The organism is Sphingomonas sanguinis (assembly GCF_001476905.1).
Lineage (GTDB): Bacteria > Pseudomonadota > Alphaproteobacteria > Sphingomonadales > Sphingomonadaceae > Sphingomonas > Sphingomonas sanguinis_B.
The window spans coordinates 12,354-39,089 of record NZ_LDTE01000008.1 but is presented as its reverse complement, the minus strand read 5'-3'; the positions used below and the strand labels follow the sequence as shown (position 1 = coordinate 39,089).

At 67.3% G+C, this 26,736-nt stretch carries 24 protein-coding genes; 12 read left to right on the top strand and 12 right to left on the bottom strand.

Features of this window, described 5'->3' with window-relative positions:
- Positions 1-310: 310 nt before the first annotated feature.
- Complete coding sequence (locus tag SB4_RS01985) at positions 311-2,938, top strand: Rne/Rng family ribonuclease (protein ID WP_241488444.1); 2,628 nt, start codon at positions 311-313, stop codon at positions 2,936-2,938.
- Between the two features lie 295 nt (positions 2,939-3,233).
- On the opposite strand, the gene SB4_RS01980 is transcribed toward SB4_RS01985, so the two are convergent.
- Entirely contained in the window at positions 3,234-3,635 is a 402-nt protein-coding gene (locus SB4_RS01980; RefSeq protein WP_058751203.1) for a hypothetical protein, read from the bottom strand.
- Positions 3,636-3,749: 114 nt separating this feature from the next.
- Between SB4_RS01980 and SB4_RS01975 the strand changes: the two genes are divergently transcribed.
- The 4 genes from SB4_RS01975 to SB4_RS01960 are packed head-to-tail and all read left to right on the top strand — an operon-like array spanning position 3,750 to position 7,540.
- On the top strand, positions 3,750-5,096 hold the full coding sequence (locus tag SB4_RS01975) for a M48 family metalloprotease (protein ID WP_058751202.1): 1,347 nt from the start codon (positions 3,750-3,752) through the stop codon (positions 5,094-5,096).
- Positions 5,096-5,803 (top strand): DsbA family protein, encoded by a 708-nt coding sequence (locus SB4_RS01970; protein WP_058751201.1) that lies wholly within the window; start codon positions 5,096-5,098, stop codon positions 5,801-5,803. The genes SB4_RS01975 and SB4_RS01970 overlap by 1 nt, the downstream gene beginning before the upstream one ends.
- 46 nt (positions 5,804-5,849) lie before the next feature.
- On the top strand, positions 5,850-6,782 hold the full coding sequence (locus SB4_RS01965; protein WP_058751200.1) for an ABC transporter ATP-binding protein: 933 nt from the start codon (positions 5,850-5,852) through the stop codon (positions 6,780-6,782).
- Positions 6,779-7,540: an ABC transporter permease gene (locus tag SB4_RS01960; RefSeq protein ID WP_058715390.1), complete on the top strand. Its 762-nt coding sequence runs from the start codon at positions 6,779-6,781 to the stop codon at positions 7,538-7,540. The genes SB4_RS01965 and SB4_RS01960 overlap by 4 nt, the downstream gene beginning before the upstream one ends.
- A gap of 151 nt (positions 7,541-7,691) precedes the next feature.
- Here the strand turns inward: SB4_RS01960 and SB4_RS01955 are convergent, their stop codons facing one another.
- Entirely contained in the window at positions 7,692-8,420 is a 729-nt protein-coding gene (locus tag SB4_RS01955; protein ID WP_058751199.1) for a CPBP family intramembrane glutamic endopeptidase, read from the bottom strand.
- Positions 8,417-9,379: a class II fructose-bisphosphatase gene (gene glpX / locus SB4_RS01950; RefSeq protein WP_058715388.1), complete on the bottom strand. Its 963-nt coding sequence runs from the start codon at positions 9,377-9,379 to the stop codon at positions 8,417-8,419. Before glpX ends, SB4_RS01955 begins: the two co-directional genes overlap by 4 nt.
- A gap of 151 nt (positions 9,380-9,530) precedes the next feature.
- Here glpX and SB4_RS01945 point away from each other — a divergent pair, with 151 nt between their 5' ends.
- Together SB4_RS01945 and SB4_RS01940 are read left to right on the top strand one after the other, a co-directional pair.
- Complete coding sequence (locus tag SB4_RS01945) at positions 9,531-10,274, top strand: ATP-binding cassette domain-containing protein (protein ID WP_058751198.1); 744 nt, start codon at positions 9,531-9,533, stop codon at positions 10,272-10,274.
- The gene (locus SB4_RS01940; RefSeq protein ID WP_241488443.1) at positions 10,271-11,887 is read left to right on the top strand and encodes a glycine betaine ABC transporter substrate-binding protein; all 1,617 of its coding nucleotides are present in this window, start codon (positions 10,271-10,273) and stop codon (positions 11,885-11,887) included. Before SB4_RS01945 ends, SB4_RS01940 begins: the two co-directional genes overlap by 4 nt.
- A 115-nt stretch (positions 11,888-12,002) precedes the next feature.
- On the opposite strand, the gene dapD is transcribed toward SB4_RS01940, so the two are convergent.
- Together dapD and SB4_RS01930 are read right to left on the bottom strand one after the other, a co-directional pair.
- Complete coding sequence (dapD, locus tag SB4_RS01935) at positions 12,003-12,830, bottom strand: 2,3,4,5-tetrahydropyridine-2,6-dicarboxylate N-succinyltransferase (RefSeq protein ID WP_058751197.1); 828 nt, start codon at positions 12,828-12,830, stop codon at positions 12,003-12,005.
- A 2-nt stretch (positions 12,831-12,832) separates the two neighbouring features.
- A complete protein-coding gene (locus SB4_RS01930) occupies positions 12,833-13,495 on the bottom strand; it encodes a pyrimidine 5'-nucleotidase (RefSeq protein WP_058715409.1) in 663 nt (220 codons plus the stop codon).
- 177 nt (positions 13,496-13,672) lie between these two features.
- On the opposite strand from SB4_RS01930, the gene SB4_RS01925 reads away from it, so the two are divergent.
- Positions 13,673-15,961 carry a S8 family peptidase gene (locus SB4_RS01925; RefSeq protein ID WP_241488442.1) on the top strand — a complete coding sequence of 763 codons (2,289 nt, stop codon included), beginning with the start codon at positions 13,673-13,675 and terminating at the stop codon, positions 15,959-15,961.
- 49 nt (positions 15,962-16,010) lie between these two features.
- Positions 16,011-17,012 carry an LLM class flavin-dependent oxidoreductase gene (locus SB4_RS01920; protein ID WP_058751195.1) on the top strand — a complete coding sequence of 334 codons (1,002 nt, stop codon included), beginning with the start codon at positions 16,011-16,013 and terminating at the stop codon, positions 17,010-17,012.
- Positions 17,013-17,252: 240 nt separating this feature from the next.
- Here SB4_RS01920 and SB4_RS01915 read toward each other — a convergent pair whose 3' ends face one another.
- From SB4_RS01915 to SB4_RS01905, 3 genes are read right to left on the bottom strand one after another with little or no spacing between them, the layout of a single operon-like run.
- Entirely contained in the window at positions 17,253-18,620 is a 1,368-nt protein-coding gene (locus SB4_RS01915; RefSeq protein WP_058715408.1) for a sensor histidine kinase, read from the bottom strand.
- A gap of 13 nt (positions 18,621-18,633) precedes the next feature.
- Positions 18,634-19,323, bottom strand: a complete 690-nt coding sequence (locus tag SB4_RS01910; RefSeq protein WP_058751194.1) for a response regulator transcription factor — start codon at positions 19,321-19,323, stop codon at positions 18,634-18,636.
- A 60-nt stretch (positions 19,324-19,383) separates the two neighbouring features.
- Entirely contained in the window at positions 19,384-19,701 is a 318-nt protein-coding gene (locus SB4_RS01905; RefSeq protein WP_153006015.1) for a PepSY domain-containing protein, read from the bottom strand.
- Positions 19,702-19,814: 113 nt separating this feature from the next.
- Here SB4_RS01905 and SB4_RS01900 point away from each other — a divergent pair, with 113 nt between their 5' ends.
- Positions 19,815-21,599, top strand: coding sequence for an ABC-F family ATP-binding cassette domain-containing protein (locus SB4_RS01900; protein WP_058751193.1), 1,785 nt, complete (start codon positions 19,815-19,817; stop codon positions 21,597-21,599).
- A gap of 31 nt (positions 21,600-21,630) precedes the next feature.
- Here SB4_RS01900 and SB4_RS01895 read toward each other — a convergent pair whose 3' ends face one another.
- The 4 genes from SB4_RS01895 to SB4_RS01880 all read right to left on the bottom strand — a co-directional run bounded on the left by SB4_RS01895 (position 21,631) and on the right by SB4_RS01880 (position 24,933).
- The gene (locus tag SB4_RS01895; protein ID WP_058751192.1) at positions 21,631-22,944 is read right to left on the bottom strand and encodes a TadE/TadG family type IV pilus assembly protein; all 1,314 of its coding nucleotides are present in this window, start codon (positions 22,942-22,944) and stop codon (positions 21,631-21,633) included.
- 11 nt (positions 22,945-22,955) lie between these two features.
- Positions 22,956-23,501 (bottom strand): TadE/TadG family type IV pilus assembly protein, encoded by a 546-nt coding sequence (locus SB4_RS01890; protein WP_058731896.1) that lies wholly within the window; start codon positions 23,499-23,501, stop codon positions 22,956-22,958.
- Positions 23,498-24,079 (bottom strand): TadE/TadG family type IV pilus assembly protein, encoded by a 582-nt coding sequence (locus SB4_RS01885; protein ID WP_058715378.1) that lies wholly within the window; start codon positions 24,077-24,079, stop codon positions 23,498-23,500. The genes SB4_RS01890 and SB4_RS01885 overlap by 4 nt, the downstream gene beginning before the upstream one ends.
- Positions 24,080-24,189: 110 nt before the next feature.
- Positions 24,190-24,933 carry a dienelactone hydrolase family protein gene (locus SB4_RS01880; protein ID WP_058751212.1) on the bottom strand — a complete coding sequence of 248 codons (744 nt, stop codon included), beginning with the start codon at positions 24,931-24,933 and terminating at the stop codon, positions 24,190-24,192.
- A 111-nt stretch (positions 24,934-25,044) separates the two neighbouring features.
- Between SB4_RS01880 and SB4_RS01875 the strand changes: the two genes are divergently transcribed.
- Together SB4_RS01875 and SB4_RS01870 are read left to right on the top strand one after the other, a co-directional pair.
- Positions 25,045-25,647: a DUF2238 domain-containing protein gene (locus tag SB4_RS01875; protein WP_241488441.1), complete on the top strand. Its 603-nt coding sequence runs from the start codon at positions 25,045-25,047 to the stop codon at positions 25,645-25,647.
- A gap of 289 nt (positions 25,648-25,936) precedes the next feature.
- Positions 25,937-26,716 carry an SDR family oxidoreductase gene (locus SB4_RS01870; protein ID WP_058751190.1) on the top strand — a complete coding sequence of 260 codons (780 nt, stop codon included), beginning with the start codon at positions 25,937-25,939 and terminating at the stop codon, positions 26,714-26,716.
- Positions 26,717-26,736 lie beyond the last annotated feature (20 nt).

Here is a 26,736-nt window from a genome sequence, read left to right as displayed (position 1 = left end):
GGCCCCGATCAACCTCTCCCAACCGATCGGGGCGGGGCCATCTCCAAGGAACGGGACTGCGAGAGACTTCGCGCCCGGGCCAACCAGGTTGACGCTCGCATGACGCATATGATCCACCCCGCTGACCGACCGGCCTGTGCCGGTGGGATCGCGGTGTCGTGGGTCCGCCCCGGCCCCGTTGCCGGTGCTGCGGCTGAGAGCGGCACGCTTTCCGTTTTTTCCAGCGGACCGGCGCCCCGCGCCGCCGCCCATCCTATTTACCGCGCGCGACGGCTGCCACCAGGCCCGGCGCGCGCGTGGAGACTTCATAATGACCACGCGTATGCTGATCGACGCACGCCACCGGGAAGAGACCCGGGTGGCCGTCGTCAAGGGTAACCGGATCGAAGAATTCGACTTCGAGTCGGCCGAGCGCAAGCAGCTCAAGGGCAATATCTACCTCGCCAAGGTGACCCGCGTCGAACCGTCACTGCAGGCGGCGTTCGTCGATTACGGCGGCAACCGTCACGGCTTCCTGGCCTTTTCGGAAATCCACCCCGACTATTACCAGATCCCCAAGGAAGATCGCGAAGCCCTGCTCCGCGAAGAGGCCGAACACGCCGCCGAGGAAGCCGCGCTGCGCGCCGAGCTCGACGCCGAGGATGATGACGATCACGCGGATCACGACGGCGACGATCATGACGATCACGCCGACGACCATCATGACGACGAGGACGGCGAGGCCGCGCCGCGCCCGCGCAAGTCGACCGTCAACGACGACCAGGTCGAGGCGCTGCGCCAGCGTCGCCAGAATCTGCGTCGCCGCTACAAGATCCAGGACGTCATCCATCGCCGCCAAGTGCTGCTGGTCCAGATCGTCAAGGAAGAGCGCGGCAACAAGGGCGCGGCGCTGACCACGTACCTGTCGCTGGCGGGCCGCTACTGCGTGCTGATGCCCAACACCAGCCACGGCGGCGGCATCAGCCGGAAGATCTCGAACGCGGCCGACCGCAAGCGGCTGAAGTCGATCATGGCCGACATGGCGCTGCCCTCGACCATGGGCTGCATCGTCCGCACCGCGGGTCTTCAACGGACCAAGACCGAGATCAAGCGCGACTTCGACTATCTGGCGCGCCTGTGGGACGGCATCCGCGAAAAGACGCTGCACTCGTCGGCGCCCGCGCTGATCTATGGCGACAGCGACCTGATCAAGCGCGCGATCCGCGACATCTATAATCGCGAGATCGAGGAAGTCATCGTCGAGGGCGAGGAAGGCTATCGCCAGGCGAAGGACTTCATGCGCCTGCTGATGCCGACGCATGCCCGCCGGGTGAAGCAATATGCCGATGCCGTGCCGCTGTTCCAGCGCGCGCATGTCGAGGATCAGCTGGCCGCGATGTACAATCCGGTCGTCCAGCTGAAGTCGGGCGGCTATCTGGTCATCAACCCGACCGAGGCGCTCGTCTCGATCGACATCAACTCCGGGCGTTCGACCCGCGAGCATAATATCGAGCAGACGGCGACCGCGACCAATCTGGAAGCCGCGCAGGAAATCGCGCGCCAGCTGCGTCTGCGCGACATGGCGGGCCTCGTCGTCATCGACTTCATCGACATGGACAACAACTCCAATGTCCGAAAGATCGAGAAGGCGATGAAGGAGGCGCTGAAGAACGATCGCGCCCGTATTCAGGTCGGCCGCATCTCGTCCTTCGGGCTGATGGAAATGAGCCGCCAGCGCCTGCGCACGGGCGTTCTGGAAGCCTCGACGCGCCCCTGCCCGCATTGCGAGGGCACGGGCCTGGTCCGCACCGCCTCGTCCTCGGGCCTGTCGGCGCTGCGCCTGATCGAGGATGAGGCCGCGCGCGGTCGCGGCTCGATCCTGACGCTGCGTGCCAGCCAGGAAGCCGCCGTCTACGTCCTGAACCGCAAGCGCGCCGACATCGCCGAGATCGAGGATCGCTATGGCGTGACCGTCGAGATCATACCCGACCGCGAGGAAGAGGGTGCGCGCATGACCGTCGAGGCGTCGGGCCCGCCACCCGCCTATGCGCCCAAGATCGACACGCTCCTGCCCGTCGAGGAGGATGAGGACGATCTGATCGACGAGATCGAGGAAGAAGAGGACGAGGAAGAGGCCGAGGAGGCCGCGACCGAAGCCGCTGCTCCCCGCGAGCCGCGCGAAGAGGGCGAAGGCGGTGGCCGCAAGCGCCGTCGCCGCCGCCGTGGCCGCCGCAACCGTGGCGGTGCCGAGGGCGAGGACCATGCCGAGCACACCGAAGAGGCGGAAGCCGAGGACGCCGACGAGCAGGCTGAGGACGAGACCGCCGAGCCGGTCGATGCGACCGAGTCGGAGCCGCGCGAAGGCGGTCGCCGCCGTCGCGGACGTCGCGGTCGCCGTGGCGGTCGCCGGAACGAGGGCGGCACGAACGACGCGATCGAGGCTGCGGCCGAGGACGCTTCGGACGACGCCGCGGATGAGCCGCTGACCATCGCCGAACCGATCGAGGCGGGCGACGCCGCGCCGGTCACCACGCCGCTGGTCATCGCCGAGGTCGAAGCCGAAGCCGAAGCGCCCAAGACCCGCCGCCGTCCGCGCGCTCGCAAGGCCGCGCCGGTCGTGACCGAGACGGTCGAGACGCCGGTGGCCGAGGAAGCGCCCGCTGCCGAGGCTCCTGTGGTTGAGGCCGAGGCTCCGGCCAAGCCGAAGCGCGTCCGCAAGAAGGCCGCACCGAAGGTCGCCGCCGAACCGGCCGCCGAGGAAGCAGCCCCTGCGGCCGAAGCCGAAGCCCCGGCCAAGCCCAAGCGCGTCCGCAAGAAGCCCGCGCCGAAGGCAGCGGCGGAACCGGTCGCCGAGGAAACCCCCGCCGCCGAACCCGCCCCTGCGGAGGAAGCGACCGAGGAAAGCACCTCGACCGAAACCCCGCGTCGCGGCTGGTGGCAGCGCACCTTCGGCGCCTGACACCCGTTACAGCCGACGCGAGAACGCCCTCCTTCCCCAGCGGAAGGAGGGCGTTTTTGTTGGGGAAGAGTCCGGATTGGCGGTCACCCATTCCTCCCCTGGAAGGGGAGGTGGCAGGGCGAAGCCCTGACGGAGGGGTGTCCCGCTACCGAGAGGGCGACACCCCTCCACCATGCTGCGCATGGTCCCCCTCCCCTTACAGGGGAGGAATGGGGATTGCCGATCCGCTTAAACCATCCTCACCCCTCCCTCCCCCAGCCGGAGAGGGAGTGAGACGCGGAAGGGTGAGGGGCGCTTACTTGGCCGCCACCGCCAGCGACACGGTGCAGAGCTTGCCCTTGCCACCCCCCGACACCGTCACCGGCACGTCGGCCCGCTGCGGCGCGTCCCGGAACGCCAGCACGCGAAAGCCATGCCCGATCCCGCCCTGCTCGACCCAGACCAGCCAGCGGTCGCGGACCCGATAGGCGCGCAGGAAGCGAGTCCGGGGCGGCGAGTCCGGACGCACCATGTCGGACACCTGGAACGGCGCCCCCGCCTCGGCCACCGGCCCGCCCACCGCCGCCACGACGGCCAGCCGCACCGGCTCCGGCAAGGCGCCCATTCGCCCGACCACCGGCCCCGCGCCCGGCACCACGCAGCGCGGCAGGTCCGGCATCGGGAACACCGGCGGCCTGTCGAACGTCCCCATCATCATGCGCGCCCCCTCCCGTTCGCCCGGCGTTCAGCCATGTCGTGGCACAGCCTGCCCATCCTGTTCCGAAATGCAAAGCCGGTTGTGTCGCGAAGCCGACCCGACGATAGAGGTATCATGAAGCGTCTGATCGCAGCCTTCGCCGCCACGGCCGTCCTTTGGGCGCAGCCGGCCGCCGCGCAGTCGATCCTGCGCGATGCCGAGACCGAGGCGCTGTTCGCCGACATGTCCGCGCCCATTATCAAGGCAGCCGGGCTGAACCCGCGCGATGTGAAGATCGTCCTGATCAACGACGATTCGATCAATGCCTTCGTCGCGGGCGGGCAGATCGTGTATGTCCATTCGGGCCTGCTCCAGGCGGCCGAGAATGTGAACGAGGTGCAGGGCGTCGTCGCGCACGAACTGGGCCATATCGCCGATGGCCATGTCGTGCTCAGCGAACAGGCGATGAAGCCCGCGATGAAGATGCAGCTGTTGTCGATGGTGCTGGGCCTGGCCACCGTGGCCCTGGGTGGCGGCGCGGCGGGCATGGGCATGATGGCGGCGGGCCAGCAGGCGGCGATGAGCAATGTCCTGGCGTTCAGCCGCAACCAGGAATCGGCCGCCGACGCGGCGGGCGCCCGCTATCTGACCACCGCCGGGGTCACCGGCAAGGGCATGCTGAGCTTCTTCAAAAAGCTGCAGAACCAGGAATATCGCTACGGCTATACGAACATTGATCCGTTCGCGCAGACCCATCCGCTGTCGGCGGTGCGTATCCAGTCGCTGACCGACGATCTCAAGGCCTCGCCTGCCTGGAACAAGCCGGTCGACGCCAAGCTTCAGGAGCGCTTCCTGCGGGTGAAGGCCAAGCTGCTCGGCTATGTCTCGCCGCCCGAGCAGACGCTCAACAAATATCCCGAAAGCGACCAGAGCGTGTATGCGCATTATGCGCGCGCCTATGCCTATCACAAGGGCGGCTATCCGGACAAAGCCGAGGCGGAGGCCGCGGCCCTGATCACGCGCGATCCCAAGGACCCGTATTTCCAGGAGATCGAGGGCCAGATCCTGCTCGAATCGGGCAAGCCGCAGGAGGCGCTGGCGCCTTTACGCGCCGCGACCATGGGGTCGGGCCAGAACGCCCTGATCGCCACCACCTTCGGCCATGCGCTGATCGCCACCGAGGACAAGCGCAACCTGCCTGAGGCGGTGAAGATATTGAAGGTCGCGGTCCAGCGCGACGAGGACAATCCCTTTGCCTGGGTCCAGCTGGGCACCGCCTATGAACAGCTGGGCGACACGCCGCGCGCCGCGCTCGCCACCGCCGAGCGGGCGAGCATGATGGGCGACGACCGTACCGCCATCCAGAGCGCCCGCTATGCGATGGCCAATCTCACCCCCAATACGTCCGAATGGATTCGGGCGCAGGATATCGCCATGACCTCTGCCGACTCCGCCAGTTCCAAGAAGAAGAAGCACCGCTGATGGGCATGAAGACATTGGCCGCCGTCGCGGTCCTGGGCGGCCTGGTCGGCGGCGGCACCGCGCTGGCGCTCGCCCCGATGGTCACGCCCGGCGGCACATCGGGCGACAGCGTGCGCGCCTATCTGCTCGACCACCCGGAGGTGATCCCGGAGGCGATGCAGCGGTTGCAGGACCGCGAACAGGGCAAGGCGGTGGCGGCGATCGGCGGCGACCTGACCAAGCCGTTCGGCAATGCCTATACCGGCAATCCCAAGGGCGACGTCACGCTGGTCGAATTCTACGACTATAATTGCGGCTATTGCCGCGCCAGCCTGCCGCTGCTCAAGCAACTGACCCAGGCCGACCCCAAGCTGCGTATCGTCTATCGCGAGCTGCCGATCCTGGCCCCGTCGAGCAAGGCGGCGGCACGCGCCAGCCTGCTCGCCGCCTCGCAGGGCAAGTTCGCCGCCTTCCACGACGCGCTGTATGCCGGCGGCCCGGTCAGCGATGCGACCATCGCCGCCGCCGCCGCCAAGGCGGGCGTCGACATGAGCAAGATGGCGGCGTTCCAGCCCCAGGCCGATGCCGAAATCCGCCGCAACCTGGAAGCCGCCGGGCGGCTGGGCCTGACCGGTACGCCCAGCTGGATCGTCGGCAACCGCATCCTGTCGGGCGCGTTGCCGCTGGAAGAATTGCAGAAGGCCATCGCCGCCGCCCGAAACGATTGATAAAGCGGCGGTCTTCCTACGGGGGCCAAATACGGGGGACTGCCGCATGACCGACCCGATCCTCTCCGTCGAGGGCGTGACCAAGACCTATAAGGGCGGCGTCACCGCGCTTCAGCCGGTCGACCTGACCATCCGACGCGGCGAAATTTTCGCGTTGCTGGGGCCGAACGGCGCGGGCAAGACGACGCTGATTTCCATCGTCTGCGGCATCGTCACGCCCTCGGCCGGGACCATCCGCGTCGACGGGCATGACGCCCTGCGCGACTATAAGACCGCGCGGCGCAAGGTCGGACTGGTGCCGCAGGAGCTGTCGGTCGACATGTTCGAGCGGGTCATCGACACGGTGAATTTCAGCCGGGGCCTGTTCGGCCGCGCGCCCAACCCCGCCTATGTCGAACAGGTGCTGCGCGACCTGTCGCTGTGGGACAAGCGCCATGCCAAGCTGATGGAGCTGTCGGGCGGCATGAAGCGCCGGGTGCTGATCGCCAAGGCGCTGTCCCACGAACCCGACCTCCTCTTCCTCGACGAGCCGACCGCGGGCGTCGATGTCGAACTGCGCCGCGACATGTGGAAGCTGGTCCACCGCCTACGCGAACGCGGCGTCACCATCATCCTGACCACGCACTATATCGAAGAGGCCGAGGAGATGGCCGACCGGGTGGGTGTGATCGCCAAAGGCAAGCTGCTCCTGGTCGAGGAAAAGGCCGAGATGATGAAGAAGCTCGGCAAGCGCGAAATGGTGCTGACCCTGGCCGAGCCGATGGCGGTGATCCCGGGCGAACTGGCCGAATGGAACCTGTCGCTGGAGGATGAGGGCAAGCGTCTGCGCTACATCTTCGACGCGCGCGCGGAGCGGACCGGCATCCCCTCGCTGCTGCGCAAGCTGGGCGATCTGGATATCGGGTTCAACGATCTGGAAACCTATAAATCCTCGCTGGAGGACATCTTCGTCGATCTGGTCGAGGGGACACGCGCATGAACCTGCATGGCATCTGGTCGATCTATCGTTTCGAGATGGCGCGGTTCCGGCGGACGGTGTGGACCAGCCTGATGGTGCCGGTCATCACCACGACCCTCTATTTCGTGGTGTTCGGCACCGCGATCGGATCGGCGATGAACCAGGTTTCGGGCGTGCCCTATGGCGCGTTCATCGTGCCGGGCCTCATGCTGCTCTCCATCTTCTCGGAGAGCATCCTGAACGCCAGCCTAGGCATCTATATGCCGAAATTCACCGGCACCATGTACGAGATATTGTCCGCGCCGCTGTCGCCGATCGAGACGGTGCTGGGCTATGTGGGGGCGGCGGCGAGCAAATCGATGGTGATCGGCCTCGTCATCCTCGCCACCGCCTATCTGTTCGTCGACCTGTCGATCCTGCACCCGGTCGCGATGGTCTTCTACCTGTTGCTGGTCGCCACCACCTTCTCGCTGTTCGGCTTCGCCATCGGCATCTGGGCGCGGGGGTTCGAGCAGTTGCAGGTCATCCCGCTGCTGATCGTCACCCCCCTCACCTTTCTGGGCGGCGCTTTCTACTCGGTGAAGATCCTGCCCGAGCCGTGGCGGACGGTGACGCTGTTCAACCCGGTCGTGTATCTGATCAACGGCTTCCGCTGGACCTTTTTCGGCACCTCGGACGTGACGCCGGGGGTCAGCCTGGGCGTGACGGCGCTGTTCCTGCTGGCGTGCCTGGCCTGGATCGGCTGGATCTTCCGCACCGGCTGGCGACTGAAGAACTGAGCGCGGCTTAAAGCCTATCTGTTCCCCGGCGAAGGCCGGGGCCCAGTTGCAGTGCGCTATCGAGGATGTCGGGCATTTGCCTCCCCCTCAACGTCTCGGCACACCACGGATTTTGCAGGAACTGGGCCCCGGCCTTCGCCGGGGAACGGGATCACTTCTTGAGCACCCCATTGGTCAACGGCAGGACCACCAGCCCGTTCACATCGACCAGCGTGTGGACCAGCATCACCACCCACAGGCTGCCGGTCATCAGGTAAAGCCCGGTCATCACCGCCCCCAGCGCGGTGGTGCCCAGCACCCCGGCCCAGCCCTGATAACGGTGCATCGCCCCGAACAGGATCAGCGACGCGGCAAAGCCTATCCATGCCTGCCCGGTCAGCATCGCGACCAGCAGCGGCAGATAGAGGCGGAAGAAGGCCTCCTCCGTCACCCCGGCCGTCACGCTCAGCGCCAGCGCATATTTCACCTCGCGCCGCTCGCGCGGCAGCAGCGCGGAGACATTGCCGATCGGCTTGCGCCGCCAAAAGCGGGCGATTAGTGCCCCGGCGACCAGACCACCCGCAGCACCGCCGATCAGCAGCGACGACAGCGCGCCATCATCGTCGAAGATCGACGGCATCACGCCCGCCGCCGCCGCGAACTCGCCCGGCATCACCGCCCAGGTTTCCGCCCGGCCGAGCAGCGCCAGCCCGACCAGCACCGGCAACAGAAACGCCAGCGTCGATCGGGCCAGCCAAAGCCGGAACCGCATCCGCCGCGAATGGCTGTCGTCCAGTGCACAGAAGCGTCGATACTCGCCCAAGTCGCCCTTCTGGAACCACCACACGCCCCCCAGCGCGGCGAGCAACAGAAGCGCGGCGAGGACCGGCGCCGGGATCACAGGCGATGCTGCCCCTTCACCCAGCGGACCGTACCCGACGAGGCGCGCATCACGACGCTCTCGGTCGTCATCACCTTCGCATGGCGCTTCACCCCCGCCAGCAGCGAGCCGTCGGTCACCCCGGTCGCGGCGAAGATGCAGTCGCCCTGCGCCAACTCGGTCAGGTCATATTGCTTGTCGAGGTCGGTCACGCCCCATTTGTGCGCCCGCGCCCGCTCGGCGTCGTTGCGGAACAGCAGCCGCCCCTTGAACTGCCCGCCGACGCAGCGCAGCGCGGCGCAGGCCAGCACGCCCTCCGGCGCGCCGCCCGACCCCATATAGGCGTCGATCGTCGTTTCCGGGTCGGTGGTGGCGATTACGCCCGCCACGTCGCCGTCGCCGATCAGCACCACACCGCAACCCAGTGCCCGCAGCTCGGCGATCAGCGCCTCGTGACGCGGCCGGTCGAGCACGCAGACGGTGATGTCGCCGGGCTTCACACCCTTGGCCTCGGCGATGGCGCGAATATTGTCGCTGGGGCTGCGATCCAGGTCGATCACGCCCGCCGGATAGCCCGGACCGACCGCGATCTTATCCATATAGACATCGGGCGCGTTGAGCAGATGGCCCTTTTCCGCAATCGCCAGCACCGCCAGGCTGTTCGGCCCCGCCTTGGCGCAGATCGTCGTCCCCTCCAGCGGATCGAGCGCGATGTCGATCTCGGGGCCGTTGCCGGTGCCGACCTTCTCGCCGATGAACAGCATCGGAGCTTCGTCGCGCTCGCCCTCGCCGATCACCACGGTGCCGTCCATGTCGAGTTCGTTGAGCGCGGCGCGCATCGCCTCGACCGCCGCCGCGTCCGCCGCCTTCTCGTCACCGCGCCCGACCAGCGTGGAGGCGGCGATCGCCGCCGCCTCGGTCACGCGTACCATTTCGAGGACGAGGACGCGGTCGAGAACCTGGCTGGCGGTCTGGGTCATCTTACTCTCCTGACGGTCATTTCGGCCGCCTTGTTGAACATGTTTTACGCGCCTTATCCGCTGGCGCACGCAAGGCATAGCCCCGAAAGATGACGGGGTGAGGCGGAATGCGATCGTCCGGCGTTGGGGGCGCGTGAATCACGATATTCCCATGATCGCGCTGGAGCAGGTCAGCCGCCGCTATGCCACGGTCGCGGCGGTGGACGATGTTTCGCTGACCATCGCCAAAGGCCACCTCGTCGCGCTGGTCGGCGCATCGGGTTCGGGCAAATCAACCCTGCTGCGCATGATCAATCGGCTGGAGCGGCCCGACCAAGGCCGCGTCCTGATCGACGGGCGGGACGTCACCGCCGAACCCGCCCATGAACTGCGGCGCCGGATCGGCTATGTCTTTCAACAACACGGCCTGTTCCCGCACATGACGGTCGCGGCCAATATCGCGATCGGGCTGCGCATCGCCGGGCGAGAGGTCGGAGGCCGGGTGGCCGAACTGCTCGATCTGGTCGACCTGCCCCGCGACGTCGCCGAGCGGATGCCGGAGGCGCTGTCGGGCGGCCAGCGCCAGCGGGTGGCGATCGCCCGTGCGCTCGCCACCGAGCCGCCCATCCTGCTGCTCGACGAGGCGCTGGGCGCGCTTGATCCGGTCACCCGCGATGCGGTGGCGGGGCGGCTGGTCGAACTGCACGGGCGGCTAGGCCTGACCACGCTGCTGGTCACGCATGACATGGCCGAGGCGCTGCTGGCCGCATCCCGCGTGCTGGTGATGGAGGCTGGGCGGATTGTCGCTGACGCCACCCCCGCCGAACTGGTCGCAGGGCAAGGCGGCGAGACCGCACAGGCGCTGATGGCGGTCCCCCGGCATCAGGCCGAGCGGCTGGCGGCACTGGCCCGGTGAGCGCCTTCCTCGACGCCCTTGCCCGCGTACCGCCGCTGCTCGCCCAGCATGTGCTCGTCAGCATGGCCGCGCTGCTGCTCGGCATTGTCATCGCCGTGCCGCTGGCCTTTGCCTGCGCGCGGCGGCCGGGATTGTCACGGGTGGTGCTGGGATTGGCGAGCCTGGTCCAGACGATTCCGGCGCTGGCGCTGCTGGCGCTCTTCTATCCGGTGCTGCTCAGCCTGTCGGGATGGGTCGGCGGCGGCATACCGGCTTTGGGCTTCCTGCCCTCGCTGCTGGCGCTGACCCTTTACGCCTTGCTGCCGATCCTGCGGAACGGGGTGACCGGGCTCATCGGCCTCGACCCGGCCGTCCTTCAAGCCGCCGATGCGGTGGGCATGACACGGGCCCAAAAGCTGCGGCTGGTCGAGGTACCGCTCGTCGCGCCGGTGCTGGCGGCGGGCATCCGTACGGCGGCGGTCTGGACGATCGGTGCGGCCACGCTGTCGACGACGGTGGGCCAGCCCAGCCTGGGCGACCTGATCTTCGCCGGGCTCCAGACCCAGGCCTGGGCGCTGGTCCTGGCGGGCTGTTTCGCCGCCGCCCTGCTGGCGCTCACGGTCGATGCGCTGATCGGGCTGATCGAGCGCGGGCTGGCGACGCGGCGGAAAGCCCTGTGGATCGGTGGGCTGGTCGCACTGGCGCTGGGTTGTGCGCTGGCGACGCAGCCGCTCTGGCCACGGAGCGGCCCGGCGCGGCAGCGGGTGGTGATCGGCGCGAAGAATTTTTCCGAGCAATATATCCTCGCGCGACTGATCGGCGACCGGCTGACCCGGGCGGGCTACGATGTCAGCTATCGCGACGGGCTGGGCTCGACCGTGGCGTTCGAGGCGACGGCCGGGGGCCGGGTCGATGTCTATGTCGATTATGCGGGCACGCTGTGGACCACCGCGATGCACCGGCATGACTCCCCACCGCGCGCGGCGATGCTGGCCGCGCTCAAGGATTGGGCGGCGACGCGCGACGTGGCGATGCTGGGGCCGCTGGGATTCGAGAATGCCTATGCCTTTGCGATGAAGGCTCCGCTGGCGCGACGGCTGGGCGTGACGTCGCTGGCCGATCTGGCGCGGGTCGCACCGCGATTGAAGCTGGGAAGCGATCTGGAGTTTCTCGACCGGCCCGAATGGGCGGCGGTGCGTGATGCCTATGGCCTGCGGTTCGCCGGCATGACGCCCTATAGCCCGACCTTCATGTACCGGGCGCTGGGCAGCGGGCGGGCGGATGTGATCTCCGCCTTTTCCTCCGACGGACGGATCGCGGCGGACAAGCTGACGGTGCTGAGCGATCCGAAACGGGCGATCCCGGGGTATGACGCGGTGCTGTTGCTGGCGAAGGATCGCGCGGGGGATGCGAAATTCGTGGCGGCGCTACGGCCGATGTTGAATCGCATTCCGGTCGAGGCGATGCGGGAGGCGAACTACCGGGTCGACCGCGACGATGCGGCGAAGGAGAGCCCGGAGGCCGCCGCACGGTGGCTGGCGAAGCGGGTGGGCTGTAAGGGTTCATGCGAAGCCGCGAGGACGCGAAGTAGAGGAGATTTTGTTCGCGACTTACCGGCTTCGCGCGAACCTTAAGCCCCTCCCGTAGACGGGAGGGGTTTGGGGAGGGCTCGAAATCTCGCAGAGCCTATCGCTTGTGGCCCTGCCCTCCCCCATCCCCTCCCGCTTGCGGAGGGGGGCGTGCCAAGGATCAATCCCGCAGCAGGTCGTTGATGCTGGTCTTGGACCGCGTCTGTGCGTCGACGCGCTTGACGATCACCGCGCAGTACAGCCCCGGCTTGCCGTCGACCGACGGCGTCGTGCCGGGCACCACCACCGAATAGGGCGGCACATGGCCCCGGAAGACTTCGCCCGTCTCGCGGTCGATGATCTTGGTCGATGCGCCGAGATAGACGCCCATCGACAGCACCGCGCCCTCGCCGACGCGCACGCCCTCGGCCACTTCGGCACGCGCGCCGATGAACGCGCCGTCCTCGATGATGACCGGATCGGCCTGTAGCGGCTCCAGCACGCCGCCGATACCCGCACCGCCGGACAGGTGGACGTTCTTGCCGATCTGCGCGCAGCTGCCTACGGTCGCCCAGGTGTCGACCATCGTGCCCTCACCGACATAGGCGCCGATGTTCACGAAGCTGGGCATCAGGATCGCGCCCTTGGCGACATGCGCACCGCGCCGCACGACCGAGCCGGGCACCGCGCGGAAACCGGCGGCGCGGAAGTCGGCTTCCGACCAGCCGCTGAACTTCGACGGCACCTTGTCGAACCAGTGGCCCGCGCCCGGACCATTGTCGATCAGCACATTGTCGTTCAGGCGGAACGACAGAAGGACCGCCTTCTTCAGCCACTGGTTGACAGTCCAGCCGCCATGGCCGTCCGGCTCGGCCACGCGCGCCTCGCCCCGGTCGAGCAGCGCCAGCGCGCGGTCGACGGCGATGCGCTCTTCGCCCTGGGTCGCAAAGGTCAGCTCGGCCCGGTTGTCCCAGGCGGCGTCGATGGTGGCGGCGAGGTCCTGGCTCATGGTCATTCCTCCAATATGCTGATCAGCCACGGCGTCAGCGCGTGGACGGTGTAATCGATATGTTCGCGGGCGCCCTCCGGCCCCTGTTCGGAGCCGTTGTCGACCCATACGGTCGTCATCCCGATCGCCTTGGCCGGTGCCAGATTGCGCGCCATGTCCTCGAAGAAGATCGCGCGGGTCGGATCGATGTCGAACGCCGAACAGAGCCCGGCATAGGCGGACGGCTGCGGCTTGGGCACCAGGCCCATCGCATGGATGTCGTGCACCGCCTCGAATTGTCCGCCCAGGCCCAGCCGGTCGAGCACTTTCAACGCATAGGGCTTGTCGCCATTGGTGAAGACCAGCTTGCGCCCCGGAAGCTTCGCGATGGCGGCGGCGAGCGGCGCGTCCTCTTCCAGCACGTCCATCTCGATATCATGGACATAGTCGAGAAAGACGGCGGGATCGACCTGATGCTCGGCCATCAGCCCGGCCAGCGTGGTGCCGTGCGCATGGAAATAGCTCTTCTGGATGCGGAATGCCTCTTCGCGGTCCACGCCCAGCAGGTCGCCGATGAAGGCGGTCATGCGCCGGTCGATATGCGCGAACAGATTGGCGCTCGCCGGATAGAGCGTATTGTCCAGATCGAAGATCCAGGCGTCGATATGGGCAAGAGCGGGCAGCATCGCGGCCAGCGTGTAGGCGCGGGGGCTGCCCGTCGCAAGCCCGCGCAGCAGGCCCACACACCCCGATTCTACCATCGGTCGACCGTCCCGAAGCCGGTCAGAGCCTGATCAAATCGCGCTTTCGCAGCCGCCACACCCCCCTCTATGACAAGGATAGAAGCGGGATAGGGGGACGGGTTGAACGGGCGCAGGACACAGGGGGCAGGACGCATCGTCCGTATCGGACTGATGATGGCCTGTGCAGGTGTCACGCTGAGCGCCTGTGGCGGCGCGGGCGGTGGCATCCAGTCGACCCCGACGCCGCCCTCCACCGGCACCACCCCGACGCCCACGCCCTCCCCGACGAGCAGCGCGACGCCCAGCCAGAATTACGACACCGCCGGATACCGGGCGACCAAGGGCGCGGTGGCGATGAACGCGCTCGCCGCCTATCAGCGTGGGGCGACGGGCGCGGGCGTCACGCTGGGCATCATCGATTCGGGTCTGGACACGCGCACCGGCCTGTTCAACGGCCGGGTGTCCAGCGCCTCGGCCGATGTCGCGGGTTCGCGGGGCACGGGCGACGAGGACGGACACGGCACCGCCGTCGCCTTCACCGCTGCAGGCGGGCGGGGTGGCGACCTGGCGCAGGGCGTCGCCTTCGATTCGACCCTGCTGATCCTGCGCGCCGACCAGCCGGGCAGTTGCAGCGGCACCGCGCCCGGCAACGGGCTGGGCGGCAGTTGCTCCTTTTCCTCCGACGCGATCGCACGCGGACTGGACACCGCCCGGGTGGCGGGCGCGCGGATCGTCAACATCTCGCTGGGCTCCAACGACACGCCGCCCGCCGCGCTGCTGGCCGCGATCGGGCGGGCGACGGCGGCGGGCATGATCATCGTGATCGCCGCTGGAAACGACGGCGAGTCCAACCCCACGCTGATGGCGCAGATCGCCAACAATACGAGCGTCGCGCGCGGACAGGTGATCATCGCCGGATCGGTCGGGCAGACGGGCACCATATCGTCTTTCAGCAACCGGGCGGGACAGTCTGCCACACATTATCTCAGCGCGCTGGGCGAGCGAGTGGAAGCGCCCGATGAGACCGGGGCGCGCTATCTCTGGTCGGGCACGTCCTTCGCCGCGCCGCAGATCAGCGGCGCGGCCGCCCTGCTCGCCCAGGCCTTTCCCAACCTGACCGGCGCGCAGATCGCCGACCTATTGCTGCGCACCGCGCGCGATAGCGGTGCGACCGGCACCGACGATGTATATGGGCGCGGCACGCTGGACCTGACCGCCGCCTTCCAGCCGGTCGGCGCGATGAGCGTGGCGGGGAGCGGCACCGCCATCGCCATGGGCATCAATGCGCGGCTATCCCCGGCCATGGGCGATGCACGGACGGGGCGCGTGGGGCTGATCGCGCTCGATGGCTATGCCCGTGCCTATACGCTCGATCTGTCCGGCACGATCGCCCGCGCGTCCCCGCGCGCGATGCTGTCGCCCGCGCTGCTTGGCCGGGTCGAGGGCGCGGTGGTCAGCGACGGCACCCGTTCGGTCGCGCTGACCAGTGCGATGCAGATGCCCGGCGAGGCACGGCTGCGCTCCATCCTGCCCGCCGACGCCGCTGCCCCCGGCCGCCGGATCGTCGCGGGCAGCGTCACCCAAAGCCTGACCCCCGCCACCGCCATCGGCGTCGGTTTCGCCAGCGGCGGCGATGCGATGGTCGCGGGCTGGACCGGACAGGCGGGCGCGGCCTTTCTGCTGACCGATCCCGGCTTCGGCGTCGACCGCGCCGCCACCGCCTCGATCGCGATGCGGCACATGGTCGGCGGGATCGGCGTGAGCGTGATGGCCGAGAGCGGGCGCTTCGCCGCCCCCATCCCCGGCACCGCGCCGCCGCGTTACGACCAGAGCGCGGTGACGCTCGACCGGCGGATGGGCGATGTCGCCGCGACGCTGGGCATGACCCGGCTGGCGGAGCGATCGACCGTGCTGGGCGGCTGGTTCGGCGGTGCGCTGGGCCAGGCGCGGGGCGTCAGCTGGTTCGCCGATGCCGCCGCGCGCTGGCGGAACTCGAGGGGCTGGACCCTGGGTGCCCGCTGGCGCAGCGGTTGGACGCGGGCGCAGGGCGATCTGGGCGGCGGCCTGTTGCAAAGCCGGTCCTGGTCGGTCGAGGCGGGCAAGAACGGCCTGTTCGGTCGCGACCGGTTCGACCTGCGCGTGTCGCAGCCTTTGCGGGTGGACAGCGGCGGGCTCGACCTGCGTTTCCCGACGCATTGGGATTATGCCCGTTCGTCGGTCGACGGCTGGACCACCGACCGGCTGTCGCTGGCCCCCGGGGGTCGCGAATTGCTGGTCGAGGCGCGCCACGGCGTGATGGTCGGCGCGGGCGAGCTGTCGACGCATCTCTTCTGGCGGCGAGATCCGGGGCATATCGCGGCCCTGCCACCCGAACGCGGCGTGGCGATGAAGTATGGCTTGACCTTCTGATACCCGGATTTGGCTGGCGAGCGGAGATGGGCGTCCCCATCTCCCTCACATGACACGTTATTCCCTGCTCGATCTGGTGCCCGTCATCGAAGGCGGCACCGTGGCCCAGGCGCTGGCGAACGCCGCCGACCTTGCCGCCCATGCCGAGGCGGTCGGCTATCACCGTTACTGGACCGCCGAGCATCACGGCATGGCAGGCATCGCGTCCGCCGCGACCGCCGTCGTGCTGGCGCATGTCGGGCAGGCGACCAAGACTATCCGCATCGGCGCAGGCGGCATCATGCTGCCCAACCATGCACCGCTGACCATCGCCGAGCAGTTCGGGACGCTCGATGCGCTGTTTCCCGGGCGTATCGACCTGGGCCTCGGCCGTGCGCCGGGGTCGGACCAGCGCGTCGCGCGCGCGCTGCGCCGGACGTTGGACAGCGATCCCAACGCCTTCCCGCGCGACGTGATGGAGCTGCAAAGCTATTTCGCCGATGATGGCCAGACGGGCATCGTCGCGACGCCGGGTGCGGGTGCACGTCCGCAAATGTGGATTCTCGGGTCGAGCCTGTACGGCGCGCAGCTCGCCGCGGCGTTGGGCCTGCCCTATGCCTTCGCCTCGCACTTCGCGCCCGATGCGCTGGACGACGCGCTGGCCATCTATCGCCGCGACTTCCGGCCGTCAGCGGTGCTCGACAAGCCTTATGCGATGGCGGGCTTCAACGTCTTTGCCGCCGACACCGATGCGGAAGCCGAACTGCTCGCCAGCTCGCAGCAACAGGCCTTTGTCGCGCTGCGTACCGGCCGTCCGGGCAAGCTGCCCCCGCCCGTCCCCGGCTATCGCGAGAGCCTGGGCGCACAGGGGTCGGCGATCCTGGACCATGTCCTGTCCTGCTCGGCGATCGGCTCGCCCGCGACCGTGGAGCGCCAGCTCGCCGCCTTCGTCGAGCGGACCAAGGTGGATGAGGTGATGGTGGTCAGCTCGATCTTCGACCATGAGGCGCGCAAGCGCTCGATCGGGATCGCGGCGCGGGCGATGGGTACACTGGAAAGGGTCGCGGCCTGATTTTTGTTAGCGCGAAGCCGCGATGACGCGAAGATAAAAATGTGATTCGCGCGGAGGCGCGGAGAACGCGGAGGTGTCGTACCCGGCGGCGCAGCCATTCCTCATTCTCATCGGCTTGTTGGGACGTCCTGCGCGCACCACGGGTTACGTCCTCTCCGCGTTCTCCGCGCCTCCGCGCGAACAAATCTCTTCTTTCTTCGCGTCATCGCGGCTTCGCGTGAACCAGAAAATTGTAACGCCTTACCCCACCGCCGCCGGAAGCCGGAGCCGCACGAGCAACCCACCCAGGTCCTCGCTTTCCTCCAGCGCGACGGTGCCGCCGTAGATTTCCGCCACGTCGCGCACGATGGCGAGACCCAGGCCCGTGCCCGGCTTGCCGGTGTCCAAACGGACGCCGCGATCGAAGATGCGAACGCGCTGGTCTTCGGGGATGCCGGTGCCGTCGTCCTCGACCAGAATCTCGACGAACCCGGCCTGCGCCGCCACCGTCACGAAGACGCTGCCGCCGCCATATTTGGCTGCGTTCTCGACCAGATTGCCGAGCATCTCGTCCAGGTCCTGGCGCTCGACATGGACCACCAGATCCTTCGGCCCGTCCACATCGATTCGGACATGGCGGTAGAGCCGCCCGACCGCGCGCTCGACCGATTGCAGGCTGGGCCAGACTTCCGCGCGGCTGTGCGCCGACCCGCGCCGCCCGACCGCACGGGCGCGCGCCAGATGATGGTCGACCTGCCGCCGCATGGTTCGCGCCTCGCGGATCACGGTTTCCGACAAGTCATCGGCGCGCGCGGTGGCGGCGTTCATGATGACGGTCAGCGGGGTCTTGAGCGCATGGGCCAGATTGCCCGCATGGCGCCGGGCTTCCTCCGCCTGTTTCTCGTTATGCTCGATGAGCGCATTCAGCTCCTCGACCATCGGCGCGACCTCGTTGGGCATGGCGTCCGAAATCCGGTCGGCCTTGCCCGCGCGCATCGCCGCGATCTCCTCGCGCACGCGGCGCAAGGGATAGAGCCCGTAAAAGGTCTGCATCGCCGCCATCAGCAGCAGGCCCACGCCCAGAAGCGCGAAGCTGCGGATCAGGATGCGTCGCAATGCCCCGATCTGCGCGTCGAGTTCGGTCGTTCGCTGCGCCACCTGGAAGCGCCAGCGGACATCCGATCCGGGCAGTTTGACGTCCCGTTCGACGATGCGCAGCTTTTCGTCCGCGAACTGCGTGCTGTTATAGACGTGGATGTCGTCGTCGTTGCGCGCCGGGCCAAAGGCAAGCCGCCGGTCCCAGAGCGACCGCGACGGAAAGGGATCATGCCCCTTGCCCGACACCTGCCAATAAACACCCGAGCCCGGCTCCAGAAATCCCTGGTCCGCAGGCTCGCGATTGAACCAGACCTCACCCTGCGAATCGATCCCCGCCGACACCAGCAGTGACTTCAACACATAGGCTTGGCGATCGTCGAAATTCTGCGTGACCGCCGACACCAGCACCCGATCGAGCGCAAAGCCGCCGCCCGCCAGCAGGACCAGAATCCACGCCGCCGCGATCAGGATCATGCGACGCGACAACGACCCTGTGCGCAGGGTCGGGCGCAGGGTGGCCCCGTCCTTCACGAATCCGCCCGTGTCAGTCGGCCAAGGCCGCAGCACCGCCAGCCGCCGGATCGTCCAGGCTGTAGCCCAGGCCGCGAATGGTGGTGATGACGTCCTGGCCTAGCTTCTTGCGGATGCGCGTCACGAACACCTCGATCGTGTTCGAGTCGCGGTCGAAATCCTGGTCGTAGATATGCTCGATCAGCTCGGTGCGGCTGACCACCTTGCCCTTGTGATGGAGCAGATAGGATAGCAGCTTATATTCCTGCGCGGTCAGCTTCACCGGCTCGCCCGCGCGCGTGACCTTGCCCGAACGCGTGTCGAGGCGGACATCGCCCGCGGTCAGTTCGGACGAGGCGTTGCCGCTCGCGCGGCGGATCAGCGCGCGGAGCCGGGCGATCAGCTCCTCGGTCTGGAAGGGCTTGGCGACATAATCGTCGGCGCCCGCGTCCAGCCCGGCGACCTTGTCCGACCAGCTGTCGCGCGCGGTCAGGACGAGGACGGGCGTCGTCTTGCCCTCTTTGCGCCAACGATCGAGCACGGTCAGCCCATCGATCTCGGGCAGGCCCAGGTCGAGGACGATCGCGTCATAGCTTTCGGTCGAGCCGAGGAAATGCCCTTCCTCGCCGTCCGTGGCGAGGTCGATGGCATAGCCCGCCCCTTCCAGCGTGGACTTCAACTGCTGGCCGAGATTGGGCTCGTCCTCGACGATCAGAACGCGCATCGTAAAACTCCCTGTACCTTCATGGCGTCAATGTCCTGGAATCGCCGACCGATCCGGCCGTCAATCGTCGGTCCGACCGATGACCTTGCCCGTGCGGCCGTCCACCTCCACCCAGATGACCGTGCCATTGCGCAGGAACTTGAGCGTGTAAACCGCCGCCTGCGCGTCATAGTCGAAGCCGATATACTGCGAATCGCGCATGGTCGGCACCACCCGCGCCTCGATCTCGCGCAGCGACAGATTGCCTTCCTTGCGCTGCTGATAGGCGCGCATCTGATCGCCGCGACGCTGATCGCCCCCCATCATCATCGGAGGATCGATCATCGGGGGCGAGCCCATGGGTGCGGCGAGCAGAGCCAGAAGGACGGTCATCGACATGAAACTGGCATAGCGGGCAACCGTTGAACAGCCTCTGAATGGATCGTGCAGCCGCGCGACAGCGCATGGGGTGCTTGCCGGGTTCCGCATCCGCCCCTAACTGCCACATCATCATGGCAGCACCCGTTCTTTCCTATGAAGACCTGGGCCTTGTTCAAGGCTCGGGCTGGCTCTTCCGGCATCTCGACATCCATATCGGTCCGCGCGACCGGCTGGCGCTGATCGGACGCAACGGCGCGGGCAAGTCGACGCTGCTGAAGCTGATCGCCGGAATCATCGATACCGACGAGGGGCGGCGCATGATCGTGCCGGGCACCCATGTCGTGTACCTCGAACAGGACCCCGACCTTTCGGCGTGCGCCACGCTGATGGACTATGTCCTGTCGGGCGAGGGCGCGCCGGAGAGCTACGAGGCCGAGGCGATCGCCGGACAGCTGGGCATCGACCTGACCCGCGATGCCTCGACCGCCAGCGGCGGCGAGAAGCGCCGCGCCGCCATCGTGCGCGCACTCGCCATGAACCCGGACGTGCTGCTGCTCGACGAGCCGACCAACCATCTCGACCTCGCCGCCATCGAATGGCTGGAGGACTGGCTGAAGCGCTTCACCGGCGCATTCGTGGTCATCAGCCATGACCGCACCTTCCTGACCCGCCTCACCAAGTCGACGCTGTGGCTCGATCGCGGGCAGATGCGGCGCAACGAAGTCGGTTTCGGCGGTTTCGACGCCTGGACCGAACAGGTCTATGCCGAGGAACAGCGCGCCGCCGAGAAGCTCGACGCCAAACTCAAGATCGAGGAGCATTGGCTCCACCGCGGCGTCACCGCGCGGCGCAAGCGTAACCAGGGCCGTCTGGAAAAACTGCACCAGATGCGCGCCACCCGCGCCGCGATGATCGGGCCGCAGGGTGCCGCCAAGCTGGGCATCGCGTCGGACGATGTGAAGACCAAGGAGGTCATCAAGGCCGAGCATGTCACCAAGCGTTACGGCGACCGCACGATCATTAAGGACCTGAGCCTGAAGGTCACGCGCGGCGACCGGATCGGGATCGTCGGCTCCAACGGCGCAGGGAAAACGACGCTGCTCCGCCTGCTGACCGGCGAGATTCAGCCCGATGAGGGCAGCGTGTTCCTCGCCAAGACGCTGGACGGCGTGATCATCGACCAGCAGCGCAAGCTGATGGCCCCCGAGAAGCGCGTGCGCGAGGTGCTGGCCGACGGCGGCGACTGGATCGACGTGCGCGGGGTCCGCAAGCATATCCATGGCTATCTCAAGGAGTTCCTGTTCGACCCCTCGCTGGCCGAGGCGAAGATCGGGACGCTGTCGGGCGGCGAGCGTTCGCGCCTGTTGCTCGCCCGCGAGTTCGCGCGTGAATCCAACCTGCTCGTGCTGGACGAGCCGACCAACGATCTCGATCTGGAGACGCTCGACCTGTTGCAGGAAGTGATCGGCGATTATGAAGGCACCGTCCTGATCGTCAGCCACGACCGCGACTTCCTGGACCGCACGGTGACGGTGACGCTGGGCCTCGACGGGTCGGGGACGGTCGACGTGGTCGCGGGCGGCTATGCCGACTGGGTCGCCAAGCGCAAGGCGGCGCCCGAGGCGAAGAAGGCTCCGGCCAAGGCCGCCCCCTCCCCCGCCGCGCCGGTGCAGGCGAAGACCAAGCTGAGCTACAAGGACCAGCGCGACTATGAACTGCTGCCCAAGCGGATCGAGGAGCTGGAGGCAGGGATCGCGCGCGACGAGGCGAAGCTCGCCGATCCCGATCTCTATGCCAAGGACCCCGCCCAGTTCGACCGGCTGATGAAGGCGATCGAAAAGGCGCGCGAGGAAAAGGACGAGGCCGAGATGCGCTGGCTGGAACTCGCCGAAGAGGTCGAGGCGCTGGCGGGCTGAGCCCCCGCCCCTCGCCAGCCTGCGGTACGCCTTATTTGGTGATGCGCGCGGTCGCCACCGCGGTCTGGAACATCACGTCCAGCGCGCCATAGATATCCTGGTCGGTCGAGACCTTCGTATACAGGCCGGGCGACGCGCAACGCTGGAGCGCGGGCTCGATCTTGTAGAGATAGGGTGCGGCATTGCGCTGCGACCAGTCGTCGCCGGTCAGCGCGGACGGCAGATATTCGGTGTAGAGCACCGCGATGCGGACGCCCCGCGCCTTGATCATATCGCATTTCGCCGTATCGACCGCGAATTCAGGCTTGCCGTTGGCGCGAAGCTCGTCCCGCAACCCATCGGTGATCAGGAACATGACCGCCTGCGGCTTATCCGTACCGATGCCGCTGCCCGGATCGGTGATCAACTGGCTGTTGATCTGGTCCATCGCATCGCTGGTGCCGGTATCGGCATCGTTATAGCCGATCTCGGTCGATTTGCAGGCAGAGGTCGGGCAACTGTTCTGGTAGAATAGCGATGGCGTCAGATTTTTCGTCGTGGTCGCCGCCTTCGGCATATCCGACGTCTTGGTCTGCAGGATCGAAAAGCCGCCCTTGCCGCGGAAGGTGGCGATCGCGATCTGATAGCTCGCACCGTTCTTGCTCGACGTATTGGTGGCATTGGTCGTCAGCTTGGACACCGCCGTGCCCTCGTCATCGATACGCAACGTCAGGCCATAGGATTTGGCGACGCCGTACAAGTCGGTAACCTTTCCCTTCGCATCCTTGCCGGTCAAATCATTCGTCGAGTGGCAGGCGAACTGGCAGTTGCTCGCATTGCTGGCCCCCACCTTGGCCAAGCCCGCGCTGGTCGTCGGCAGCGCCATCGATCCGGACACGTCGAGCAGCATGTAGAAATCGATACTGGGCGCCACCGCGTTGGTCGTCGCCGAATTGCCCGTAATGGTCAGATTCTGCACGCCGAGCAGACTGGCGAACATGTTGTTCGACACCGCCGCATAGGAGACGGTCGCATTGCGGCGGCCGCTGGCATCGGTGGGCGTCTGGATGGTCAGGCTGGTCAGCGTCACGCTGCCCGTGCCGATCACATTGGCCGCCATGGCGCGGAACAGCGCCTCGGCATTGGTCTTGGCCGTACTGTCCGAGGTGCCCATCGCGGTCTTGCTGACCGCCGACAGCGCCGCCGCATCGGCGATCGCATTCAGCTTGGTCTGCGCCTGCATCGCGCGGGCATAGTCCACGCCCATGCCGATCGACGCGGTCAGCGCGGGCAGCCCCAACGCAAACATCATCAGGACGTTGCCGCGCCGATGACCGACCAGGTTGCGGATCAAGGGGAATTGCATCCTCGCCATCGTCACGAACAATCCGGGCAATTGATCTGATCGGTATTGCGCGGGACCATGTAGATCGAGTCCCCCAGGGTCATCGGCCCGATCGCCCCAAAGGACGAGGGCGGGGTATAGGCATAAGTGACCTCGGCCAGCAGATAATAGGTGTTGGGCTGCTGCATCGCGGTCGGTACGGCCATCGCGGTGCCGGGCGTATAGCGCGTGGTCTTGAACCCACGGCTCCACTTCACCGTCGCCTTCTTGTTCCCGTCGATCGCGATCTCGGTCACCCGGATCGTGGCCGGAACCGATGAAAAGGGCAGCAGCACCTGGGACGCGGCGTTCAGATTGTCGTCGACCTCGGCCGCCGAGATCGAGCCGGTCGTGTTCTGTGAGATCAGGTCGGCGGCGGCCCGCGCGGTGCTGGTCACCTTGCGATCGCACGCGATGCCATCCTGCAACTGCACCCCGCCCAGATAAAGGACCAGCATCACCGGCAACACCAATGCGAATTCGACCATCGCGACGCCCCGGACGTCGCGCATCGCCGCCCAGGCGCGTGGCCGCATCATGTAAAGGCCTCCGACTTGGAGACGGAGGTCGCCATCAGCACCGTCTGCCCGGTGCCCGCCGCCTTCAGGTCGGCGGTCGGCGCGACCTGCATCGGCCAAAGATAGATGAATCGCACCATGACCAGCGCCCCTTGCCCGCCCAGATTATAGGAGAAGGCGTTGGTCGGCTTGCCGCTGCTATCGAAGGTCAGCGGCAGGCTGTTACCGCCCAGCCCCGCGCTGTTCGCCGCGCTGCGCACATCGACATAGAGCCGCGCGCAGGACATGAAGCCCGGCAGGCCCGCACAGGCCGCCTTGCGGAATCGCTCGGCCAGTTGGGCCTGGGTCAAGCCCTGACCGCTCGATGCGATATCGGCCGCCTGGGCCTGACCGGTGACGATACTGCGCGCCGACACCTCAACCGCGCTTTCCAGCGCTTCCTGCGCGAAATAGGCCAGGCTGGTCTGGAGGATCGCCAGCATCAGCGCGACGAAGGGCGTTGCCACCAGCGCGAACTCGACGATCGCCGCTCCTCGCCGATCGGCCAGGATCGGACGCTTCGTGCCCGGACGGCGACGCGAAAGACGGTAGGATAACATGGGCGGGAGCATCTCTTTTCCCGCCCATAATGGTCAGAATTCGTTAAACTTCGGCAAATGCCGACGTCAGCGTAACCAATTTCAATCGGTGCAAGGGCGGATCGTCACGTCTACCGCAAGGCCCGCGCGTACAGGGCCAGCGTCCAGTTCATCGCCTGCAGAAACAGCGCAGGGTCGTAGCGTGGTCCCTCGTCGCGCAGAAAGGCATGCTGCCCCGCCACCTCATGCCATTCATAGGAGGCCCCGACCGCTTCCAGCCGCGCCCGGATCGCCTCGCGCCCCTCATAGGGAACATGCGGGTCCTGCCGTCCCCAGACGAACATCGCCTCGGCCTTCAATTCGTCCATCCGCGCCAAGCTGTCGTCGCGGCGCCCCTCGCCCAGTGTGCCTGAATGGATGTCGGTGGCATAGAAGCACGCCGCCGCGCCCACGCGCGGGTCAAGCGCGGCGCGGTAAGCCAGATGCCCGCCCAGGCACACGCCGAACGTGCCGAGATGCCCGTTGCATGCCGGATGAGCAGCCAGCGCGGTCAGCGCCGCCGTCGCATCCGCATCATAGGCGGCGACCGGCTTGGTAAACTTCAGGTCGTTGCCCCGTTCGGTGCCCGGCTTGTCATAGGCCAGCACCGTGCCGGCGGGCTCGTATTCATGATAGACCTCGGGCACCGCGACGACATAGCCCTGCCCCGCCAGCATGGCTGCCAGCCGCCGGATCGGCGCCGTCACCTGATAGATTTCGGAGAACAACAGGACGCCGGGAAAGCGTCCCTCGATCGCGGGGCGGAACAGGTGCATCCGCATCGTGCCGTGGCCGGGCACCTCGACATCCTGGGTCTCGTCGCTGCGTATGATCATGGCGGGCCTGTCCTGATTGATGGCCTCGCCCATCGCATCCCGTTCGAGGCAGGGCAATCGGGTTGCGCGGACCATAGCCCTCGCTATCGTCGGGTCATGTCGGGAAGCAGGATGCGACTGGCGCTGTTGAGCGTGGTCTGGGTGATGGGGCTGATCGCCTCGGGGCTGCATCCGTTCGACCGGGCGACCTGGTGGATGGAGGTCGCGCCGGTGCTGGTCGCGCTGCCTTTGCTCTGGGCACTGCGACGGCGCTTTCCGTTGACCGGGTTGGCGCTGGTCCTGATCGGTCTCCACGGCCTGATCCTGATGCTCGGCGGGGCGTATAGCTATGCGCGGGTGCCCGCCGGTTTCTGGGTGCAGGACTGGCTGCATCTGGCGCGCAACCCCTACGACCGGCTGGGCCATTTCGCCCAAGGCTTCGTGCCCGCCATCGTGTTCCGCGAATGGCTGGTCCGGCGGGGCGGGCTGGTGCGCGGCGGGATGCTGACCTTCCTCGTGATCGCCTGCTGCCTGGCAGTCAGCGCGACCTACGAGCTGATCGAGTTCGGCGCGGCGATAGCGCTGGGCCAGGGCGCGGACGAATTTCTGGGGACACAGGGCGATCCGTGGGACACGCAATGGGACATGCTGATGTGCCTCATCGGCGCGGTCGTGGCGGTGGGAACGCTGTCGCGGGTGCATGATGGGCAGATGGCGGAGATGGCGGAGAAGTAATTTGTTCGCGCGGAGACGCGGAGGAGTCTCGCCCAGCCGCAGGCTGCCTCCATTCACAACCAATCGACTTCGTCTTCCGATCGAGAGGGTGTGCGAAAGCGCGGCAGATCCAGTCACCTCCGCGTCTCCGCGCCTCCGCGCGAACAAAAAAGATGAAGCGGACGCCGCTTCGTGGTAAAGCCAAACCAACATCGGGAGTTCTCGACATGGTCCAGCGCCACCGCTGACGCGGCACAGGTTAACACGGCGGCACGCACCGCCCCCCTGCCCCCATCATTTCGAGAGATTTATGCCACGCTTGCAGAACAAGACGTGCGTCGTCACCGGCGCCGCGCGCGGGATCGGCCATGCCATCGCCCGTCGCTTTCACGAGGAAGGCGCGACCGTCATCCTGACCGACCGCAACGCTGACACCGGCATTGCGGCGGCGGAGAGCATCGGCTGTCGTTTCGAGCCGCTCGACGTTTCGGACGAAGCCGACTGGGCGCGCCTCGCCGATATCGTCCCCGCCGCCGATGTCGTCGTCAACAATGCCGGGATCACCGGGTTCGAGGACGGCTATGTCCCGCACGACCCCGAACATGCCTCGCTGGCGGACTGGCGCACGGTGCACCGGGTCAATCTGGACGGCACCTTCCTGGGCTGTCGCTACGCCATCGGCGCGATGAAGGCGGCGGGCACCGGCTCGATCATCAACATCTCGTCGCGCTCGGGGCTGGTCGGGATACCGGGCGCCGCGGCCTATGCCTCGTCCAAGGCGGCGATCCGCAACCACAGCAAGACGGTCGCGCTCTATTGCGCGCAAGCGGGATGGAAAATCCGCTGCAACTCCATCCACCCCGCCGCGATCCTGACGCCGATCTGGGAGCCGATGTTGGGCGACGGTCCCGACCGCGCGGCGAAGATGGCGGCGCTGGTCGCCGACACGCCGCTGAAACGCTTCGGCCAGCCGGACGAAGTGGCGGCGATCGCGGTCATGCTGGCCTCGGACGAGGCGACCTATATCACCGGATCGGAGTTCACTATCGACGGTGGGCTGCTGGCGGGGTCGGCGGCCAGCCCGGGCTAAACCTATGGTGTCGGGCGGTT

Excerpts from the sequence above, each read along its gene's own strand:
- SB4_RS01985 (WP_241488444.1), top strand. The coding sequence starts at position 311 with ATGACCACGCGTATGCTGATCGACGCACGCCACCGGGAAGAGACCCGG.
- SB4_RS01980 (WP_058751203.1), bottom strand. The coding sequence starts at position 3,635 with ATGATGATGGGGACGTTCGACAGGCCGCCGGTGTTCCCGATGCCGGAC.
- SB4_RS01975 (WP_058751202.1), top strand. The coding sequence starts at position 3,750 with ATGAAGCGTCTGATCGCAGCCTTCGCCGCCACGGCCGTCCTTTGGGCG.
- SB4_RS01970 (WP_058751201.1), top strand. The coding sequence starts at position 5,096 with ATGGGCATGAAGACATTGGCCGCCGTCGCGGTCCTGGGCGGCCTGGTC.
- SB4_RS01965 (WP_058751200.1), top strand. The coding sequence starts at position 5,850 with ATGACCGACCCGATCCTCTCCGTCGAGGGCGTGACCAAGACCTATAAG.
- SB4_RS01960 (WP_058715390.1), top strand. The coding sequence starts at position 6,779 with ATGAACCTGCATGGCATCTGGTCGATCTATCGTTTCGAGATGGCGCGG.
- glpX (WP_058715388.1), bottom strand. The coding sequence starts at position 9,379 with ATGACCCAGACCGCCAGCCAGGTTCTCGACCGCGTCCTCGTCCTCGAA.
- SB4_RS01945 (WP_058751198.1), top strand. The coding sequence starts at position 9,531 with ATGATCGCGCTGGAGCAGGTCAGCCGCCGCTATGCCACGGTCGCGGCG.
- dapD (WP_058751197.1), bottom strand. The coding sequence starts at position 12,830 with ATGAGCCAGGACCTCGCCGCCACCATCGACGCCGCCTGGGACAACCGG.
- SB4_RS01930 (WP_058715409.1), bottom strand. The coding sequence starts at position 13,495 with ATGCTGCCCGCTCTTGCCCATATCGACGCCTGGATCTTCGATCTGGAC.
- SB4_RS01920 (WP_058751195.1), top strand. The coding sequence starts at position 16,011 with ATGACACGTTATTCCCTGCTCGATCTGGTGCCCGTCATCGAAGGCGGC.
- SB4_RS01910 (WP_058751194.1), bottom strand. The coding sequence starts at position 19,323 with ATGCGCGTTCTGATCGTCGAGGACGAGCCCAATCTCGGCCAGCAGTTG.
- SB4_RS01905 (WP_153006015.1), bottom strand. The coding sequence starts at position 19,701 with ATGTCGATGACCGTCCTTCTGGCTCTGCTCGCCGCACCCATGGGCTCG.
- SB4_RS01900 (WP_058751193.1), top strand. The coding sequence starts at position 19,815 with ATGGCAGCACCCGTTCTTTCCTATGAAGACCTGGGCCTTGTTCAAGGC.
- SB4_RS01895 (WP_058751192.1), bottom strand. The coding sequence starts at position 22,944 with ATGCAATTCCCCTTGATCCGCAACCTGGTCGGTCATCGGCGCGGCAAC.
- SB4_RS01890 (WP_058731896.1), bottom strand. The coding sequence starts at position 23,501 with ATGATGCGGCCACGCGCCTGGGCGGCGATGCGCGACGTCCGGGGCGTC.
- SB4_RS01885 (WP_058715378.1), bottom strand. The coding sequence starts at position 24,079 with ATGTTATCCTACCGTCTTTCGCGTCGCCGTCCGGGCACGAAGCGTCCG.
- SB4_RS01880 (WP_058751212.1), bottom strand. The coding sequence starts at position 24,933 with ATGATCATACGCAGCGACGAGACCCAGGATGTCGAGGTGCCCGGCCAC.
- SB4_RS01875 (WP_241488441.1), top strand. The coding sequence starts at position 25,045 with ATGCGACTGGCGCTGTTGAGCGTGGTCTGGGTGATGGGGCTGATCGCC.
- SB4_RS01870 (WP_058751190.1), top strand. The coding sequence starts at position 25,937 with ATGCCACGCTTGCAGAACAAGACGTGCGTCGTCACCGGCGCCGCGCGC.